Annotated in this window: 15 protein-coding genes; 14 read left to right on the top strand and 1 reads right to left on the bottom strand. The window is 61.6% G+C overall.

Features of this window, described 5'->3' with window-relative positions:
• Nucleotide 1 precedes the first annotated feature (1 nt).
• The 3 genes from GGI60_RS10935 (at nucleotide 2) to GGI60_RS10925 (ending at nucleotide 2,839) form a co-directional block, all read left to right on the top strand.
• Nucleotides 2–718, top strand: a complete 717-nt coding sequence (locus tag GGI60_RS10935; RefSeq protein WP_183915608.1) for an ABC transporter ATP-binding protein — start codon at nucleotides 2–4, stop codon at nucleotides 716–718.
• Nucleotides 708–1,910, top strand: a complete 1,203-nt coding sequence (locus GGI60_RS10930) for an ABC transporter permease (protein ID WP_183915606.1) — start codon at nucleotides 708–710, stop codon at nucleotides 1,908–1,910. Before GGI60_RS10935 ends, GGI60_RS10930 begins: the two co-directional genes overlap by 11 nt.
• Before the next feature lie 314 nt (nucleotides 1,911–2,224).
• The gene (locus tag GGI60_RS10925) at nucleotides 2,225–2,839 is read left to right on the top strand and encodes a GntR family transcriptional regulator (RefSeq protein WP_183915604.1); all 615 of its coding nucleotides are present in this window, start codon (nucleotides 2,225–2,227) and stop codon (nucleotides 2,837–2,839) included.
• A 50-nt stretch (nucleotides 2,840–2,889) separates the two neighbouring features.
• Here GGI60_RS10925 and GGI60_RS10920 read toward each other — a convergent pair whose 3' ends face one another.
• The gene (locus GGI60_RS10920; RefSeq protein WP_183915601.1) at nucleotides 2,890–3,702 is read right to left on the bottom strand and encodes a ferredoxin--NADP reductase; all 813 of its coding nucleotides are present in this window, start codon (nucleotides 3,700–3,702) and stop codon (nucleotides 2,890–2,892) included.
• 345 nt (nucleotides 3,703–4,047) lie between these two features.
• Between GGI60_RS10920 and pcsA the strand changes: the two genes are divergently transcribed.
• The 11 genes from pcsA to GGI60_RS10865 all read left to right on the top strand — a co-directional run bounded on the left by pcsA (nucleotide 4,048) and on the right by GGI60_RS10865 (nucleotide 16,022).
• Nucleotides 4,048–4,776: a phosphatidylcholine synthase gene (gene pcsA / locus GGI60_RS10915; RefSeq protein ID WP_183915599.1), complete on the top strand. Its 729-nt coding sequence runs from the start codon at nucleotides 4,048–4,050 to the stop codon at nucleotides 4,774–4,776.
• Nucleotides 4,777–4,786: 10 nt separating this feature from the next.
• Nucleotides 4,787–5,767 carry a quinone oxidoreductase family protein gene (locus tag GGI60_RS10910; RefSeq protein ID WP_183915597.1) on the top strand — a complete coding sequence of 327 codons (981 nt, stop codon included), beginning with the start codon at nucleotides 4,787–4,789 and terminating at the stop codon, nucleotides 5,765–5,767.
• A 39-nt stretch (nucleotides 5,768–5,806) separates the two neighbouring features.
• The gene (locus GGI60_RS10905; protein ID WP_183915595.1) at nucleotides 5,807–7,375 is read left to right on the top strand and encodes an ABC transporter ATP-binding protein; all 1,569 of its coding nucleotides are present in this window, start codon (nucleotides 5,807–5,809) and stop codon (nucleotides 7,373–7,375) included.
• Nucleotides 7,365–8,450 (top strand): ABC transporter permease, encoded by a 1,086-nt coding sequence (locus tag GGI60_RS10900; RefSeq protein WP_183915593.1) that lies wholly within the window; start codon nucleotides 7,365–7,367, stop codon nucleotides 8,448–8,450. The genes GGI60_RS10905 and GGI60_RS10900 overlap by 11 nt, the downstream gene beginning before the upstream one ends.
• A complete protein-coding gene (locus tag GGI60_RS10895) occupies nucleotides 8,447–9,367 on the top strand; it encodes an ABC transporter permease (protein WP_183915591.1) in 921 nt (306 codons plus the stop codon). Before GGI60_RS10900 ends, GGI60_RS10895 begins: the two co-directional genes overlap by 4 nt.
• Before the next feature lie 53 nt (nucleotides 9,368–9,420).
• Nucleotides 9,421–10,497 carry a BMP family ABC transporter substrate-binding protein gene (locus GGI60_RS10890; protein ID WP_183915589.1) on the top strand — a complete coding sequence of 359 codons (1,077 nt, stop codon included), beginning with the start codon at nucleotides 9,421–9,423 and terminating at the stop codon, nucleotides 10,495–10,497.
• Between the two features lie 144 nt (nucleotides 10,498–10,641).
• The gene (gene ytfQ, locus GGI60_RS10885; protein ID WP_183915587.1) at nucleotides 10,642–11,604 is read left to right on the top strand and encodes a galactofuranose ABC transporter, galactofuranose-binding protein YtfQ; all 963 of its coding nucleotides are present in this window, start codon (nucleotides 10,642–10,644) and stop codon (nucleotides 11,602–11,604) included.
• A gap of 119 nt (nucleotides 11,605–11,723) precedes the next feature.
• On the top strand, nucleotides 11,724–13,247 hold the full coding sequence (ytfR, locus tag GGI60_RS10880; protein ID WP_183915586.1) for a galactofuranose ABC transporter, ATP-binding protein YtfR: 1,524 nt from the start codon (nucleotides 11,724–11,726) through the stop codon (nucleotides 13,245–13,247).
• Entirely contained in the window at nucleotides 13,244–14,248 is a 1,005-nt protein-coding gene (locus GGI60_RS10875) for an ABC transporter permease (protein ID WP_183915584.1), read from the top strand. The genes ytfR and GGI60_RS10875 overlap by 4 nt, the downstream gene beginning before the upstream one ends.
• Nucleotides 14,249–14,253: 5 nt before the next feature.
• Entirely contained in the window at nucleotides 14,254–15,222 is a 969-nt protein-coding gene (gene yjfF, locus GGI60_RS10870; RefSeq protein ID WP_011425356.1) for a galactofuranose ABC transporter, permease protein YjfF, read from the top strand.
• 14 nt (nucleotides 15,223–15,236) lie between these two features.
• On the top strand, nucleotides 15,237–16,022 hold the full coding sequence (locus GGI60_RS10865; RefSeq protein WP_183915582.1) for a FadR/GntR family transcriptional regulator: 786 nt from the start codon (nucleotides 15,237–15,239) through the stop codon (nucleotides 16,020–16,022).
• Nucleotides 16,023–16,137 lie beyond the last annotated feature (115 nt).

Here is a 16,137-nt window from a genome sequence, read left to right as displayed (position 1 = left end):
GATGACAAGCCCGCCGCTTATCGAATTCAGGCAGGTCTCGAAAATTTACGGCGAGGGCGAGGCGGCGATCCGTGCGCTCGACCATGTCGATCTGGCGATCGCGGCCCATGAATTCGTCGCGATCATGGGTCCGTCCGGCTCCGGCAAGTCGACGGCGATGAACATTCTCGGCTGCCTCGACGTGCCGACATCAGGCGAATACGTCTTCCAGGGCATCCCGACTTCCGGCTTCGACCGCGGTCATCTGACGCTGTTGCGCCGCCACATGCTGGGCTTCGTCTTCCAGGGCTTCAACCTGTTGCCGCGCACCTCGGCGGTCGAGAATGTCGAATTGCCGTTGATCTATCGCGGCATGGCGGTGCGCGAGCGGCGCGAACGGGCGCGCGAGGCCCTGGCGCTGGTGGGCCTCACCGGGCGCGAGCACCACAAGACGCAGGAACTGTCGGGCGGTCAGCAGCAGCGCGTCGCCATCGCCCGCGCCATCGTCACCGAACCGGCGCTGCTGCTTGCCGACGAACCTACGGGCAACCTCGACACCAAGACCAGCGTCGAGATCATGGATCTGCTGACGCGGCTGAACCGCGAGCAGGGCATCACCATCGTCATGGTCACGCATGAGCCAGATATCGCCGCCTATGCTGAGCGGCTGCTGCGCTTTGTCGACGGCAAGCTCGAGACCGAGGTCGAGCACCGGAGGAGGGCGGATCATGTTCTTTGAGACGCTCAAACTCGCGCTACGCGCCATCAGCCGCAACATGCTCCGATCCTTCCTCACCGTGCTCGGCGTCGTCATTGGCGTTGCCGCCGTGATCGCTTTGGTGACGATCGGCAACGGCACGACCGCGCAGGTTTCGACCGAACTGTCGCGGCTCGGCACCAATATGCTGTTCGTCCGCCCCGGCCAATTCGGCCCCGGACGCGCGAGTTCCGAGGCCAAGCGTTTCAGCGTCAAGGACGTCGCCGCCATCCGCGACCAGATTGGCGGCTTAAGGGCCGTGGCGCCGCTCAACCAGTCGACCGCGACCGTGATTTTCGGCGGCCAGAACCATTCGACCAGCGTCTCGGGCACCACCAACGATTATTTCATCGCGCAGGACTGGAACCTGGCGCTTGGCCGCATCTTCACGCCCGCCGAGGAACGCGGCCAGTCCCGCTGCATCATCGGCGAAACGGTTCGCTCGCAGCTCTTCGGCGCCGCCGACCCAGTCGGCCAGCAGATCCGCGTCGGCAAGGTCTCGTGTCCTGTGATCGGCGTGCTCGCCAAGCGCGGCCAGTCCGGCATGGGCACTGACCAGGACGATGTCGTCATCATGCCGGTAAAGGTGTTCCAGCGGCGCATCAGCGGCAACAGCAACGTGCCGCAGATCATCATCTCGGCGCGCGACGGCGTCTCCACGGCCAAGGTGCAGGCTGACGTCGAAAACCTTCTGCGCGAGCGCCGCAAGATCATTCCCGGCCGCCAGGACGATTTCAACGTCAACGACATGACGCAGATCGCAGAGGCGATGACCGGCACGACGACGCTTCTGACCGGCCTGCTCGGCGCGGTCGCCGCGATCAGCCTTCTCGTCGGCGGCATCGGCATCATGAACATCATGCTGGTCTCCGTCACCGAACGAACCCGCGAAATCGGCATTCGCCTGGCGATCGGCGCGCTCGAAAACCAGGTGCTCACCCAGTTCCTGGTCGAAGCCGTGGCGCTCTCGCTCTTCGGCGGCATCACCGGCATCGTGCTGGGCTTGAGCCTTGGTCTGGTGGCGGTGACCCTCCTGAAAGTCCCCTTCGTCTTCAGCCCGATGATGGTCGCCGTCGCCTTCCTCTTCTCCGCCGCAATCGGGATGATCTTCGGCTATTTCCCGGCGAGACGGGCCGCCCAGTTGAATCCCATCGAGGCGCTGCGGCATGAGTGACGCGCCGTGGCAAAACGCGTGATATACCTCCCGGTGAGTTGGGAGGAACGTCAACCCTACTCTCCGTCATCCTCGGTCTTTGAGCCGAGGATCCAGTTGGCGCTGGTGGATGCGGTGTGGATGCTCGGCTCAAGGCCGAGGAAGGCGGAGGGTGAGACGGCGAAATGAGTCCTTTCGTGGCGTAGACGCCTGAGTCTCCGAAACTCACGCCGCTGTTATCTGTTTGTCTCTGTTTGGTATTTCAATGCCGACTTGTCTTCGGTTTTCGACCGTGCCACTATGTGATATATCAGATTAGGCGGCGGATTTTCAGCATGCAGACGTCACAAAGCCATCGTGCCTATCTTGCGCTGGAGCATCTGATCGTCACGCTGGCGCTGAAGCCGGGCGCCCTCGTCACTGAGAAGCAGCTGATCGATCTGGCGGGCCATGGGCGTACGCCCGTGCGCGAGGCGATCCAGAAGCTGGCTTGGCAGGGGCTGATCCTGGTGAAGCCGCGCGTCGGGCTGCAGGTGGCCGAAATCGCGGCGGAGGATCACGGCAATGTCATGCAGGTGCGCCGCGAGCTGGAGCCGATCGCGGCTTCATTGGCCGCCAAATATGCGACCGACGAACAGCGCGTCCGCCTCATCGACTGCGCCCGAGCGATGGACGATTGCGCCGTGACCGGCGATCTCGCCGGCTTCTTCGCCGCCGACAAGGCTTTCGATGAAATCCTCGAGGATGCCTGCCCGAACGGCTTTATCGTCGCAGCCCTCGGCCCGGTGCAGACGCATTCGCGTCGTCTCTGGTATTCCACCGCAAGTCCCGAGCGCATGGATCGCGCCATCGCGCTGCATGTCGCCGTCATCCGTGCCATTCATCAGGGCAGAGCGGACGAGGCGCGCGCCGCCATGGCGGTCTTGATCGATTATCTCGCCCAAAAATAGAAACGGCCCGGATTCCGGAGCCGTTGTCAGATCTGCTTGTCGGAAAACTATCAGCCGACGAAGGCGCGTTCGATGACGAACTCGGCGGGTTTGCTGTTGGCGCCTTCATTGAGGCCGGCCTTTTCGAGCAGTTCCTTGGTGTCCTTCAGCATGGCCGAGGAGCCGCAGATCATGCCGCGGTCGATCGCCGCGTCGAGCGGCGGCACGCCGAGATCGGTAAACAGCTTGCCTGACGAGATCAGGTCGGTGATGCGGCCGCGATATTCGAAATCCTCGCGCGTGACGGTCGCATAATGGCGCAGCTTGTCGCCGACGACTTCCTTCAGCAGCTCGTCATTCTGGATCTCGTGCACGAGGTCGAAGCCGTATTTCAGCTCGGCGACATCGCGCGTCGTATGGGTGAGGATGACTTCCTCGAACTTTTCATAGGTCTCGGGATCGCGGATCAGGCTGGCGAAGGGCGCAACGCCGGTTCCCGTCGAGAACATGTAGAGGCGACGGCCAGGCGTCAGCGCGTCGAGCACGAGCGTGCCCGTCGGCTTCTTGCGCATCAGCACCTGGTCGCCCGGCTTGATCGCCTGCAGATGCGAGGTCAGCGGGCCGTCCGGCACCTTGATCGAGAAGAACTCGAGCTCCTCGGCCCAAGCGGGGCTGGCGATCGAATAGGCGCGGAAGACCGGCTTGCCCTCGACCATCAGGCCGATCATCGCGAATTCGCCGGAACGGAAACGGAAGCCCTGCGGCCGGGTCATCGTGAAACGGAAGAGCCGGTCGGTGTAATGCGTCACGGCAAGCACCGTCTCGGCGTAAACGCCGGCGGGGATGGACGAGGCGAAGTCTTCGGTCTTTGCAGGCGCGTTCATTGCGGTAGAGGATCCCGTTTCGTCGGATGAACCATCAGATGCGAGGCAGATATTACATATCCGGCCGGAATTAAAGGCATTCCATTCCACGCAGCGCTCATGAAAGGAAATATGCATGTCCCTGTCAGGATTCAATGGCTGGCGGGGAATGTCTCATTTCCCGCTGGCGAAGCCCGGCAAAGGATGCATATTAGAGCGGCGCGCCGCAAACGCCTGCGAATATCATGCAAAAACGGTGCGACAACAAAGACCTACGACGCCGAACCCGATTGAGCAAAGAGGGTCCGGTGATAGTGGCGAAAAAGAACGCTTGCCGGGGCGAGCGCGATAGGGCGGTCGGGGAATATGAAGATTTTCAACTACAAGCGCGTTCCTTACGCGGAGATGCGCGCCTTTTCCGTCCATATATTGACGGCCTCCGGTTCCTTCCTGGCTTTTCTCGGCGTCGTCGCCGCCGCCGAGCACCGCTTCATCGACATGTTCTGGTGGCTGGGTCTTGCCCTCCTCGTCGACGGCATCGATGGCCCGATCGCCCGCAAGGTGCGCGTCAAGGAAGTGCTGCCGAACTGGTCGGGAGACACGCTCGACAACATCATCGATTACGTCACCTATGTGTTGCTGCCGGCCTTCGCGCTCTATCAGAGCGGCATGATCGGCGAGCCCTGGTCCTTCGTCGCAGCCGGCATGATCGTCGTCTCCAGCGCTATCTATTATGCCGATATGGGCATGAAGACGGAGGAATATTTCTTCTCCGGCTTTCCCGTCGTCTGGAACATGATCGTCTTCACCCTGTTCGTCATCGATGCCAGCGCGACGACCGCGCTTGCCGTCGTCATCGTTTCGGTGGTGCTGACCTTCCTGCCGATCAATTTCCTGCATCCGGTCCGCGTCCAAAGGCTGCGCCCGCTCAATCTCGGCGTCTTTTTCCTCTGGTCGGCGCTCGGCATCTATTCGCTGCTGAAAAATTTCCAGACGCCTGAATGGGCGCTCGTTCTCTTCATTGTGAGCGGGATCTATCTTTACGTCATCGGCGCGGTGCTGCAATTCTTCCCGGCCCTCGGACGGAAATCTTAAGGACGGCAATATGACGAAGACCCAGGCAGTTTCATTCTCGAAGACCGGCGGACCTGATGTTTTCGAGTACGTCGACATCGATCTTGCACCACCTGCGGCAGGTGAAGTGCAGATCCGCCAGGCAGCAATCGGCCTCAACTTTATTGATGTCTATTTCCGCAACGGCTCCTACACGGTGCCGCATCTTCCTTTCGTCACTGGTAAGGAGGGGGCTGGCACTGTGACAGCAGTCGGCCCTGACGTTACCGATTTCAAGGTCGGCGATCGTGTCGCCTATGCGAGCGCCGACGGCGCCTATAGCGCTGAACGCAATATTGGAGCGCGCCATCTGGTGCATGTGCCCGATGGCATAACGCTCGAAACGGCGGCGGCCATGATGCTGAAAGGCATGACCGCCGAATATCTCCTGAACCGCACCTTCAAGGTCGGCCCTGAGACGGTGCTGCTGTTTCATGCCGCCGCCGGCGGCGTTGGACTGATCGCCGGCCAATGGGCAAAGGCGCTCGGCGCCACCGTCATCGGCACGGCAGGATCGGAAGACAAGGTCGCGCTGGCGCTAGAACACGGCTACGACCATGTGATCAATTACAAGAGCGGAGACTTCGTCGGTCGGGTCCGCGACATAACCGGCGGCAAGGGCGTCGACGTCGTCTATGATTCGATCGGCCGCGATACTTTTCCACAGTCGCTCGACTGCCTAAAACCGCGCGGTCTGTTCGCCTCCTTCGGCCAGTCCTCCGGCCCGATCGAGAATTTCACCCTTTCCCAGCTGGCGCAGAGGGGCTCACTCTTTGCGACGCGGCCGACACTCTTCACCTATATCGCCGCGCGACAGGAACTGATCGACAGTGCGAAAGCGCTATTTGATGTTGTGCGAAGCAACAAAGTGCGTATCAATGTCAATCAAACCTATCCGCTGCGTGAGGTTGGGCGGGCTCACGCCGATCTGGAATCAAGAAAAACAACAGGAACGACGCTGCTGATTCCATGAGATCCGAACGGACCGATTGGCAGAAGAAATGAGGGGAACGTGTCGCCATTGAATGTGCCGGATTCCGGTGCGTTACTATCCGTCCAGAAGCTGACGAAGTTTTTCGGTGGCTTTGCCGCCTGCAATGAAATCGATCTCGATATCGCGCCGGGTGAAATTCATGCGCTCCTCGGCGAAAATGGCGCAGGCAAATCCACGCTGGTCAAGATGCTGTTCGGCGTTCTGGAGCCGACCCATGGTCAAATCCTCTGGGACGGCACGCCGGTCACCGTCGCTTCGCCCGGTGAGGCCCGCAGGCTCGGCATCGGCATGGTCTTCCAGCATTTTTCCCTGTTCGAAGCGCTGACGGTCGCCGAGAATATCGCGCTGTCGCTCGATGACACCATTCCAATCGACAGGATCGCCGAAGAGGCGAGGGCGCTCTCGGTCGCCTACGGCCTGCCGCTCGACCCGCATGCTCATGTCGCCGATCTCTCCGTCGGCGAACGCCAGCGCATCGAGATCGTCCGGGCGCTGCTGCAGAACCCGAAGCTCATCATTCTCGATGAGCCGACCTCGGTGCTGACGCCGCAGGAAGCCGACAGGTTGTTCGAAACCCTGTTCAAGCTGCGCGCCGAGGGCCGCTCTGTTCTCTATATCAGTCACCGCCTGGAAGAGGTGCAGCGTATCTGCGATCGCGCCACTGTGCTGCGCCATGGCCGCGTGACCGGCGCCTGCGATCCGAAGCAGGAGACGCCCGCCTCGCTTGCCCGCATGATGGTCGGCAGCGAGGTGGCGACCGTCACCCATCCCGAGCGCTCGGACAAGGGCGAGGTGCAGCTTGCCGTGACGAACCTCTCGGTTGCCGCGCGCACGCCCTTCGCCATGCCGCTACGCGATGTCTCGATGACCGTTCGGGCCGGCGAGATCCTGGCGATTGCCGGGGTCGCCGGCAATGGGCAAAGCGAATTGTTCGACGCACTCTCCGGCGAATATCCGGTCGTTTCGGCCGAAGCGATCGTTATCCGGAAGAAGCCCGTGGGTACCGAGGGGATAACGGCCCGCCGCCTGCTCGGCGCCGGGTTCGTGCCGGAAGAGCGCCATGGCCATGCCGCCGTTTCTGCCATGAAGCTGTCGGACAATCTGGTGCTCGCCCGCAGTCAGTCAGATCGCAAGGCCTTTCTTGGCGTGCTCGGCATCATTCGCCATGGCGCGGTGAAATCGGCCGCACGGCGCATCTCCGAGGCAATGGATGTCCGCAAGAGCGGGGACGACCCAGCCGCGGCCTCCCTTTCCGGCGGCAATCTGCAGAAATTCATCGTCGGCCGCGAACTCGACCGCCAGCCGGCCGTCCTCGTTGTCAACCAGCCGACCTGGGGCGTCGATGCGGGAGCCGCAAGCCGCATCCGCCAGGCGCTCGTCGATCTTGCAAAAGCCGGCTCCGCCGTCGTCGTCATCAGCCAGGATCTCGACGAGATCTTCGAGGTCGCGACCGATATCGCCGTCATCTCCGAGGGACGCCTTTCCCACCCCTATCCGGCCGGCGAGCTGACGCGCGAAAAGATCGGCCTGCTGATGGGCGGTCTGCATGACGCCAAGCCTGCCGCGGAGGCTGCCCATGCGCATTGAACTCGAGAAACGCGCCGAGGTTTCGAAGCTCTTTGCCTTCGTCTCGCCGCTGCTGGCGCTTGTGCTGACGCTCGCCTTCGGCGCCATCATGTTCGCCATGCTCGGCAAGGACCCGGTCGAGTCGCTGGACGCTTTCTTCGTCGAGCCGCTGCTCGAGGTCTGGTCGCTGCATGAACTGGCGATCAAGGCCGCGCCGCTGATCCTGATCGCCGTCGGCCTTGCCGTCTGCTATCGCTCGAACAACTGGAATATCGGTGCCGAGGGCCAGTTCACCATCGGCGCCATCACCGGATCCTATCTGCCGATCGTCTTCTACGACTGGCATTCGCCGCTCGTCCTGCCGTTGATGCTGATCCTGGGAGCCCTCGGCGGCGCGCTCTTTGCCGCCATTCCGGCCCTTTTGAAGGCCCATTTCAACACCAATGAGATTCTGACGTCGCTGATGCTGGTCTATATCGCCCAGCTCTTCCTCGATTGGCTGATGCGCGGCGCCTGGCGCGATCCGCAGGGATTCAACTTTCCGGTCTCGCGCGATTTCGCACCCGAAGCCGTGCTGCCGGCGATCTGGGAGGAATCCGGCCGGGCCCACTGGGCCTTTACTTTCGCAATCATCGCGGCATTCGGCGTCTGGTTCATGCTGCGTTATACGCTGAAAGGCTTCGAGATCATCGTGCTCGGCCAGTCTGAGCGGGCAGGGCGCTTTGCCGGCTTTTCGTCGAAGAAGATGATCTGGTTCAGCTTTCTCTTCTCAGGGGCTCTTGCTGGTCTTGCCGGTATCTCGGAGGTTTCCGGCTCGATCGGCCATCTGCAGCCGGCGATCTCGCCAGGCTACGGCTTCACCGCCATCATCGTCGCCTTCCTCGGCCGGCTCAATCCGCTCGGCATCATCGCGTCCGGCCTGGTGCTGGCGCTGACCTACCTCGGCGGCGAGGCCGCACAGCTGTCGCTCGGCGTCTCGGACAAGGTCACCCGCGTCTTCCAGGGCCTGCTGCTCTTTTTCGTGCTCTCCTGCGATACACTGATCTACTACAAAATCCGCATCGTCTGGTCGCGGTTGAGGAGCGGCGCGGTATGAGCATTTTCGAAGCCATTCTGCTGACGGTTATCACCGCCTCGACGCCGCTTGTCATCGCCGCGCTCGGCGAACTGGTGACGGAGCGATCCGGCGTTCTCAATCTCGGCGTCGAAGGCATGATGATCATGGGCGCGGTTGCCGCTTTTGCCGGAGCGCAGACGTCGGGCTCGCCCTATGCCGGGATCATCTGCGGCATAGCGGCGGGTGCGCTGTTCTCGCTGCTGTTCGCCTTCCTGACGCTGACGCTGGTGGCCAATCAGGTGGCGACGGGACTGGCGCTTACGCTTCTCGGCCTCGGCGCATCCGGCATGCTCGGGGAGCCCTATGTCAGCGTTCCCGGCATTCGCCTCGAAGAGATCGTCGTTCCGATCCTGTCGGATATTCCCGTCATCGGCCATGTTCTGTTCAGGCAGGATCTGATCTTCTACCTGTCGATTGCGCTTGTGATCGGCGTCAGCTGGTTCCTGTTCCGCAGCCGGGCCGGGCTGAAGCTGAGAGCAATCGGTGACAGTCATACGTCGGCGCATGCGCTCGGCATCGGTGTCATCCGCACGCGCTACCTGGCGGTGATGTTCGGCGGCGCCTGCGCCGGCCTTGCCGGCGCGCAGCTGTCGCTCGTCTACACCCCGCAATGGGCGGAGAACATGTCGGCCGGCCGCGGCTGGATCACGCTGGCGCTGGTCGTCTTCGCCTCCTGGCGGCCGTGGCGGGTTTTTGCCGGCGGCTATCTGTTCGGTGCGGTCACCATCCTGCAGCTGCACGCGCAGGCCTTCGGTCTCGGCATTCCCTCTCAGTTTCTGTCCATGCTGCCCTATGCCGCGACTATTGTGGTTCTCATCATCATTTCTCATAATCGGCGCACGACGATGATCAACACGCCGGCATCGCTTGGAAAAGCTTTCGTGCCGGAGCGATAAACCAACAACAACAGACGGGTTTCCGGAATAACTTCAAACCAACAGGGGTCACCATGAAGAAGTTCGCACTCACACTTGCCGCTTCGGCTGCCGCCATTATCGGCGTCTCCTCAGCCACTCAGGCCGCCGAGAAGACGAAGGTCTGCTTCGTCTATGTCGGTTCGCACACCGACGGCGGCTATTCGCAGGCCCACGATCTCGGCCGCCAGCAGGTACAGGCCGAATTCGGCGACAAGATCGAAACGCCTTATCTCGAAAACGTGCCGGAAGGCCCGGATGCCGAGCGCGCCATCGAGCGCCTCGCCCGTTCCGGCTGCAAGCTCATCTTCACCACCTCCTTCGGCTTCATGGATGCAACCGTGAAGGTTGCCGCCAAGTTCCCGAAGGTCAAATTCGAGCACGGCACCGGCTACAAGACCGGCCCCAATCTCGCCACCTACAATTCGCGCTTCTATGAGGGCCGCTACATCCTTGGCCAGATCGCCGCCAAGACCTCGAAGAATCACGGCGCCGCCTACATCGCCTCGTTCCCGATTCCGGAAGTGGTGATGGGCATCAACTCATTCGAACAGGGCGCCAGGTCGATCGATCCGAGCTTCAAGCTCAAGGTCATCTGGGTCAACACCTGGTTCGACCCGGGCAAGGAAGCCGATGCCGCCAAGGCGATGGTCGATCAGGGCGTCGACGTTCTGACGCAGCATACCGATACGACGGCGCCGATGCAGGTCGCCGAAGAGCGCGGCATCCATGCCTTCGGCCAGGCGTCCGACATGATCGCAGCCGGCCCGAAGGCGCAGCTGACGGCAATCGTCGATACCTGGGGCACCTATTACTCCAAGCGCGTGCACGCGCTTCTCGACGGCACCTGGAAGTCCGAGCAGAGCTGGGACGGCCTGAAGGACGGCATCCTGAAGATGGCGCCGTACACCAACATGCCTGACGACGTGAAGAAGATGGCCGAGGAAACCGAAGCCAAGATCAAGTCGGGCGAGCTGCATCCCTTCACCGGCCCGATCAACAAGCAGGACGGAACGCCCTGGCTGAAGGCCGGCGAGAAGGCCGATGACGGTACGCTGCTCGGCATGAACTTCTACGTCGAAGGCGTCGACGACAAGCTGCCGGCGCAATAATCGGTTTATCGATTTTGCGGATGCGAAGGGCGCTCCTGGGGGCGCCCTTTTTTCTTCTGAACCGTTAAAAAAAGCGATTTACAAAAGTAATACTATATGATTTTTTGACCCTGCGCCGCGAAGGAGCGGCATTGGGAGGATATCATGACATTGAAGACTGCACTTTTGAGTGCCACGATTTTGGCTGCCTGCATGTTCGGTTCGGCTTCGGCCGCCGGCTTGACCGTCGGCTTCTCGCAGATCGGTTCGGAATCGGGCTGGCGTGCGGCTGAAACGACCGTGACCAAGGAGCAGGCCAAGAAGCGCGGCATCGATCTGAAGTTTGCCGATGCGCAGCAGAAGCAGGAAAATCAGATCAAGGCTTTGCGCTCCTTCATCGCTCAGGGCGTCGATGCCATTTTGATCGCTCCGGTCGTCGAAACCGGCTGGGACGACGTTCTGAAGGAAGCCAAGGAAGCCAAGATCCCGGTCATTCTTCTCGACCGCACCATCAAGGCTCCCGACGATCTGTACCTGACGGCTGTCACGTCTGACCTCGTTCATGAAGGCAAGGTCGCAGGCGACTTCCTGGTGAAGACCGTCGGCGATAAGAAGTGCAACGTCGTCGAGCTGCAGGGCACGACCGGTTCGTCGCCGGCGATCGCCCGCAAGAAGGGCTTCGAAGAGGCTCTTGCTGGCCACGATAACCTCAAGATCGTTCGCAGCCAGACGGGCGACTTCACCCGCACCAAGGGCAAGGAAGTCATGGAAAGCTTCCTGAAGGCCGAGAACGGCGGCAAGGATATTTGCGCGCTTTATGCCCATAACGACGACATGGCCGTCGGCGCCATCCAGGCGATCAAGGAAGCCGGCCTGAAGCCAGGCAAGGATATCCTCGTCGTCTCGATCGACGCCGTACCCGATATCTTCAAGGCAATGTCCGAAGGCGAGTCCAATGCCACGGTCGAGCTGACGCCGAACATGGCCGGTCCGGCCTTCGACGCGCTCGATGCCTATCTGAAGGACAAGAAGGCTCCGCCGAAGTGGATCCAGACCGAGTCCAAGCTCTACACGCCTTCCGACGACCCGATGAAGGTCTACGAAGAGAAGAAGGGTCAGGGCTACTGATTTGAACCTGGAACCGCACTGGCCCATAATGGGCCGGTGCGGAACTGCCGGTGCCGATCGGGCGTCATGCCCGGTCTCGGCGCGGGCGCACGGCGCAATATCAGGACACAGCAGCCCTCATGGTTCACAATAACGAGACTATTCTCGCAGCCTCGGCCATATCCAAGTTTTTTCCCGGCGCCGTCGCCTTGGACAAGGTTGATTTCACGCTGCGCCGCGGTGAGGTTCATGCGCTTCTCGGCGAAAACGGCGCCGGAAAATCGACGCTGATCAAGTGCATCACCGGCGCGTATCATCGCGACGGCGGCAGCTTGACGCTCGATGGCCAGGAAATCAATCCAGCCAATACGCTCGCCGCCCAGAATCTCGGCATCGGCACCGTCTATCAGGAGGTCAACCTCCTCTCGAATCTGAGCGTCGCCGAAAATCTCTTTCTCGGACGCCAGCCGAGGCGTTTCGGGATGACCGACGTGCGCGCGATGAACCGCAAGGCGCGCGAACTGCTGGCCGGTTACGGCATCGATATCGACGTCACCGCCGAACTCAGTCGCTTCTCGGTCGCCGTCCAGCAGGTGGTGGCGATCGCCCGCGCAGTCGATCTCTCCGGCAAGGTGCTGATATTGGATGAACCGACGGCAAGCCTCGACAACCAGGAAGTGGCGCTGCTCTTCCGCATCATCGAGGACCTGAAAAAGCGCGGTCTCGGCATCGTCTTCATTACCCATTTCCTCGAGCAGGTCTATGCGATCAGCGATCGCATCACCGTGCTGCGCAACGGCAAGCTCGTCGGCACCCGCGAGGCGGCCGATCTGCCGCGCCAGGGCCTGATCGCCATGATGCTCGGCCGCGAGCTCGCCCAGGCCGAAGAAACGGTCAGGAAGCACAGCATTGCGGCGGGCGAGGTTCGCTACCGGTTTGCCGGCTACGGCAAACGCGGCAAGGTCAAGCCGTTTGATCTCGATGTGCGCGCAGGCGAGGTGGTCGGCATCGCCGGCTTGCTCGGCTCCGGACGCACCGAAACAGCCGAACTGCTGTTCGGCGTCGAGCATGCCGATAGCGGCAGCGTTACGATCGACGGCCAGCCTGCAACGCTTTCCAGCCCGCGCGCTGCGATCGAGAAGGGCTTCGGCTTCTGTCCCGAGGACCGCAAGACCGATGGCATCGTCGGCGACCTGTCGATCCGCGAAAATATCGCGCTTGCGCTGCAGGCCCGCCGCGGCTGGACCCGGCCGCTGTCGCGCGCCGAGCAGAACGCGCTCGCCGACCGCTACATCAAGGCGCTCGATATCCGCACGACCGACCGTGAAAAGCCGATCCGGCTGCTCTCGGGCGGCAACCAGCAGAAGGCGATCCTTGCACGCTGGCTGGCGACCAATCCTAAGTTTCTCATCCTCGACGAGCCGACCCGCGGCATCGATGTCGGCGCCCATGCCGAGATCATCAGGCTCATCGAACAACTCTGCGCCGAAGGCATGTCATTGATCGTAATTTCCTCGGAACTTGAAGAGCTTGTCGCCTATAGTTCACGTGTTATCGTACTTCGCGACAGGCAGCATATCGCCGAATTGACCGGCGAGCGCATCACCGCCGCCGGTATCGTCGATGCCATTGCCGCCGCCGAACACAAGACGGAGGACGCATGAAATCCTCCAGGAATGCGCTGGCCTATCGCCTGGCGCCGCAAGTGATCGCCATCGCTGTCATTCTTCTGTTAAATTTCATAACGTCACCGCAGTTTTTTAACGTGGTGGTTCAGAACGGGCGCCTTTATGGCAGCCTGATCGACGTGCTGAATCGCGGCGCGCCGGTGGCGCTCTTGGCGATCGGCATGACGCTGGTGATTGCCACCAAAGGCATTGACCTGTCCGTCGGCGCGATCATCGCCATCTGCGGCGCCGTTGCCGCATCATCGATCGTGTCTGGAAATTCAGTTGCCTACACCATTCTGTTGACGCTGGCGATCGGGCTTGCCTGCGGCGTCTGGAACGGGTTCCTGGTGGCGATCCTCAACATCCAACCGATCATTGCCACGCTGGTGCTAATGGTCGCCGGCCGCGGCATCGCGCAGCTCATCACCGAGGGTGCCATCCTGACCTTCAACGATGACGGTCTGATCTTCTTCGGCAGCGGTTCCATGGCTCTCCTGCCGATGCCTGTGGTCATCTGGCTCCTCGTCGGCCTGCTGGTCATCCTGCTCGTCCGCCGCACCGCGCTCGGCATGCTGCTCGAGGCCATTGGCATCAATCGCCGTGCCAGCACGCTCTCCGGCATTCAGACGCCGGTGCTGCTGATGGCGGTCTATATGCTGAGCGGTCTCTGCGCCTCGATCGCCGGCATCATCGTCGCCGCCGACATCAAGGGCGCCGACGCCAACAATGCCGGCCTCTGGCTCGAACTCGACGCCATCCTCGCCGTCGTCGTCGGCGGCAATTCGCTGCTCGGCGGAAGATTCAGCATCGTCGGATCGCTGATTGGCGCGATGATCATCCAGGCGGTCAACACCGGCATCCTCTCCTCCGGCTTCCCGCCCGAATTCAACTTGATCATCAAGGCGGTCATCATCATCGTGATCCTCGTCATCCAGTCGCCGGCGGTACAGTCGCTCGCCATCTTCGCCAGCCGCCGGCAGAGCGGAAGGGAGTAGCCGAAATGAACTCCAAGTACCTGCCTCTGCTTGCGACCATCGTCATCTTCGTCCTCGCCTATGCCGGCTGCACGCTGCAATATCCGAACATGCTGTCGACGCGCGTCATCGGCAATCTTCTGACGGATAATGCCTTTCTCGGCATAGCCGCCGTTGGCATGACCTTCGTCATCATCTCTGGCGGCATCGATCTGTCGATCGGATCGATCATCGCCTTCACCGGCGTCTTCCTCGCGGTGATCCTGCAGAACACCTCGATCCATCCGCTGCTCGCCTTCGCCCTTGTCCTCGTCATCACCACCGCCTTCGGCGCCATCATGGGCGCGATCATCCACTATCTCGAAATGCCGGCCTTCATCGTCACCCTTGCTGGCATGTTCCTGGCGCGCGGTATCGCTTTCGTGCTGTCGATCGACAGCATTCCGATCAACCACGATTATTACTCGACGCTGACGAGCCTCTATTGGCGGCTGCCCGGAGGCGGACGGCTGACGCTGATCGGCGCCGTCATGCTTCTGGTCTTTGCCGCCGGCATCTTCATTGCCCATCGTACCCGCTTCGGCACCAATGTTTATGCCCTCGGCGGCGGGCCGCAGACGGCGCGGCTGATGGGCGTGCCGGTGGGGCGCACGACGATCCAGATTTACGCGCTGTCGGGTTTTCTCGCCGGTCTATCCGGAATCGTTTTTTCGCTGTACACATCTGCCGGATATTCTCTTGCGGCAGTCGGCGTCGAACTCGACGCCATCGCTGCGGTGGTCATTGGGGGGACGCTGCTGACCGGAGGAGCGGGATTCGTGGCGGGAACCTTGATCGGGATTCTGATCCAGGGGCTCATTCAGACCTACATCACCTTCGACGGCACGCTGTCGAGCTGGTGGACGAAGATTCTGATCGGCCTGCTGCTGTTCGCATTCATCCTGATGCAGAAGGCGATCCTGTTCCTTTCCAGCCTGAACAAGAGGTATGCCTGAGGGGGGCGGGTCCTTTGCGCAACAAATTCATCGAGACACGCAAGACAGGGCGCCGAACCCGGACGAGCCATGCACAGGTGGTCGACGAGCTCGGCAAGGCGATCGTCGCCGGCACCTATCCGGTCGGTTCGATCCTGCCGGGCGATACGGAACTGGCGCAGCGCTTCAAGGTATCGCGCACGGTTCTGCGTGAAACGATGAAGACGCTCGCCGCCAAGGGCATGGTCGTCGCCAAGGCCCGGGTCGGCACACGTGTGACCGAGAAGAACCTCTGGAACATGTTCGATAGCGAGATTATCGCCTGGCACTTCGACAGCGGTGTGACGGAAGAATTCCTGTTGCAGCTTTACGATATCCGTCTTGCCGTCGAGCCCTTCGCCGCCGGCCTCGTCGCAGAGCGGGCCAATGCCGAGGAAATCGAGACGTTGCGCGGGCTGGCGGAGGAGATGGCGGCGAGCGGCCATACAGCCGACAGCCTGGCGCTCGCCGACCTGCACTTTCACCTGGCGCTCGCCGAAGCCTCGCACAATCCGTTCATGCGCACGCTCGGCAGTCTCATCGAGGCGGCTCTCGTCGGCATGTTCCGCATCAGCACGCCGCCCTCCGAAAACGGGTTTGCCAACATTGCCGACACGCATATGCGGATCGTCGATGCCATCGCTGCCGGTGACAGCGCCGCCGCGCGTCGGGCGATGGAAGTCGTCATCCTGGACGGCCGCGATCATGTGCACGAAGCCTTTGCGACCCGCGGCGATCCTGCTGCCATGGAGCCGCTTTCGCCCGCAATTTCACCGAAGTAAGGGCATTGACCGTGCTATGGCGTTGCCCTTCTTAGGAGACGCCCGAGGGGCGCCGTCGCACTTTTCATCCTTCCATCGCGGCTTTCGAAAATCGATTCCGATTTGAGGAATTATG

It is taken from the genome of Rhizobium lentis, from assembly GCF_014200175.1.
In the GTDB taxonomy this organism is placed as follows: domain Bacteria; phylum Pseudomonadota; class Alphaproteobacteria; order Rhizobiales; family Rhizobiaceae; genus Rhizobium; species Rhizobium mulingense.
This window is presented reverse-complemented; position numbering and strand designations above follow the sequence as displayed.

Bases quoted from the DNA above. Each gene is read 5' to 3' on its own strand.
- GGI60_RS10925 (WP_183915604.1), top strand. From the start codon at position 2,225: ATGCAGACGTCACAAAGCCATCGTGCCTATCTTGCGCTGGAGCATCTG.
- ytfR (WP_183915586.1), top strand. From the start codon at position 11,724: ATGGTTCACAATAACGAGACTATTCTCGCAGCCTCGGCCATATCCAAG.
- GGI60_RS10935 (WP_183915608.1), top strand. From the start codon at position 2: ATGACAAGCCCGCCGCTTATCGAATTCAGGCAGGTCTCGAAAATTTAC.
- pcsA (WP_183915599.1), top strand. From the start codon at position 4,048: ATGAAGATTTTCAACTACAAGCGCGTTCCTTACGCGGAGATGCGCGCC.
- GGI60_RS10910 (WP_183915597.1), top strand. From the start codon at position 4,787: ATGACGAAGACCCAGGCAGTTTCATTCTCGAAGACCGGCGGACCTGAT.
- GGI60_RS10900 (WP_183915593.1), top strand. From the start codon at position 7,365: ATGCGCATTGAACTCGAGAAACGCGCCGAGGTTTCGAAGCTCTTTGCC.
- GGI60_RS10875 (WP_183915584.1), top strand. From the start codon at position 13,244: ATGAAATCCTCCAGGAATGCGCTGGCCTATCGCCTGGCGCCGCAAGTG.
- ytfQ (WP_183915587.1), top strand. From the start codon at position 10,642: ATGACATTGAAGACTGCACTTTTGAGTGCCACGATTTTGGCTGCCTGC.
- GGI60_RS10920 (WP_183915601.1), bottom strand. From the start codon at position 3,702: ATGAACGCGCCTGCAAAGACCGAAGACTTCGCCTCGTCCATCCCCGCC.
- yjfF (WP_011425356.1), top strand. From the start codon at position 14,254: ATGAACTCCAAGTACCTGCCTCTGCTTGCGACCATCGTCATCTTCGTC.
- GGI60_RS10890 (WP_183915589.1), top strand. From the start codon at position 9,421: ATGAAGAAGTTCGCACTCACACTTGCCGCTTCGGCTGCCGCCATTATC.
- GGI60_RS10895 (WP_183915591.1), top strand. From the start codon at position 8,447: ATGAGCATTTTCGAAGCCATTCTGCTGACGGTTATCACCGCCTCGACG.
- GGI60_RS10930 (WP_183915606.1), top strand. From the start codon at position 708: ATGTTCTTTGAGACGCTCAAACTCGCGCTACGCGCCATCAGCCGCAAC.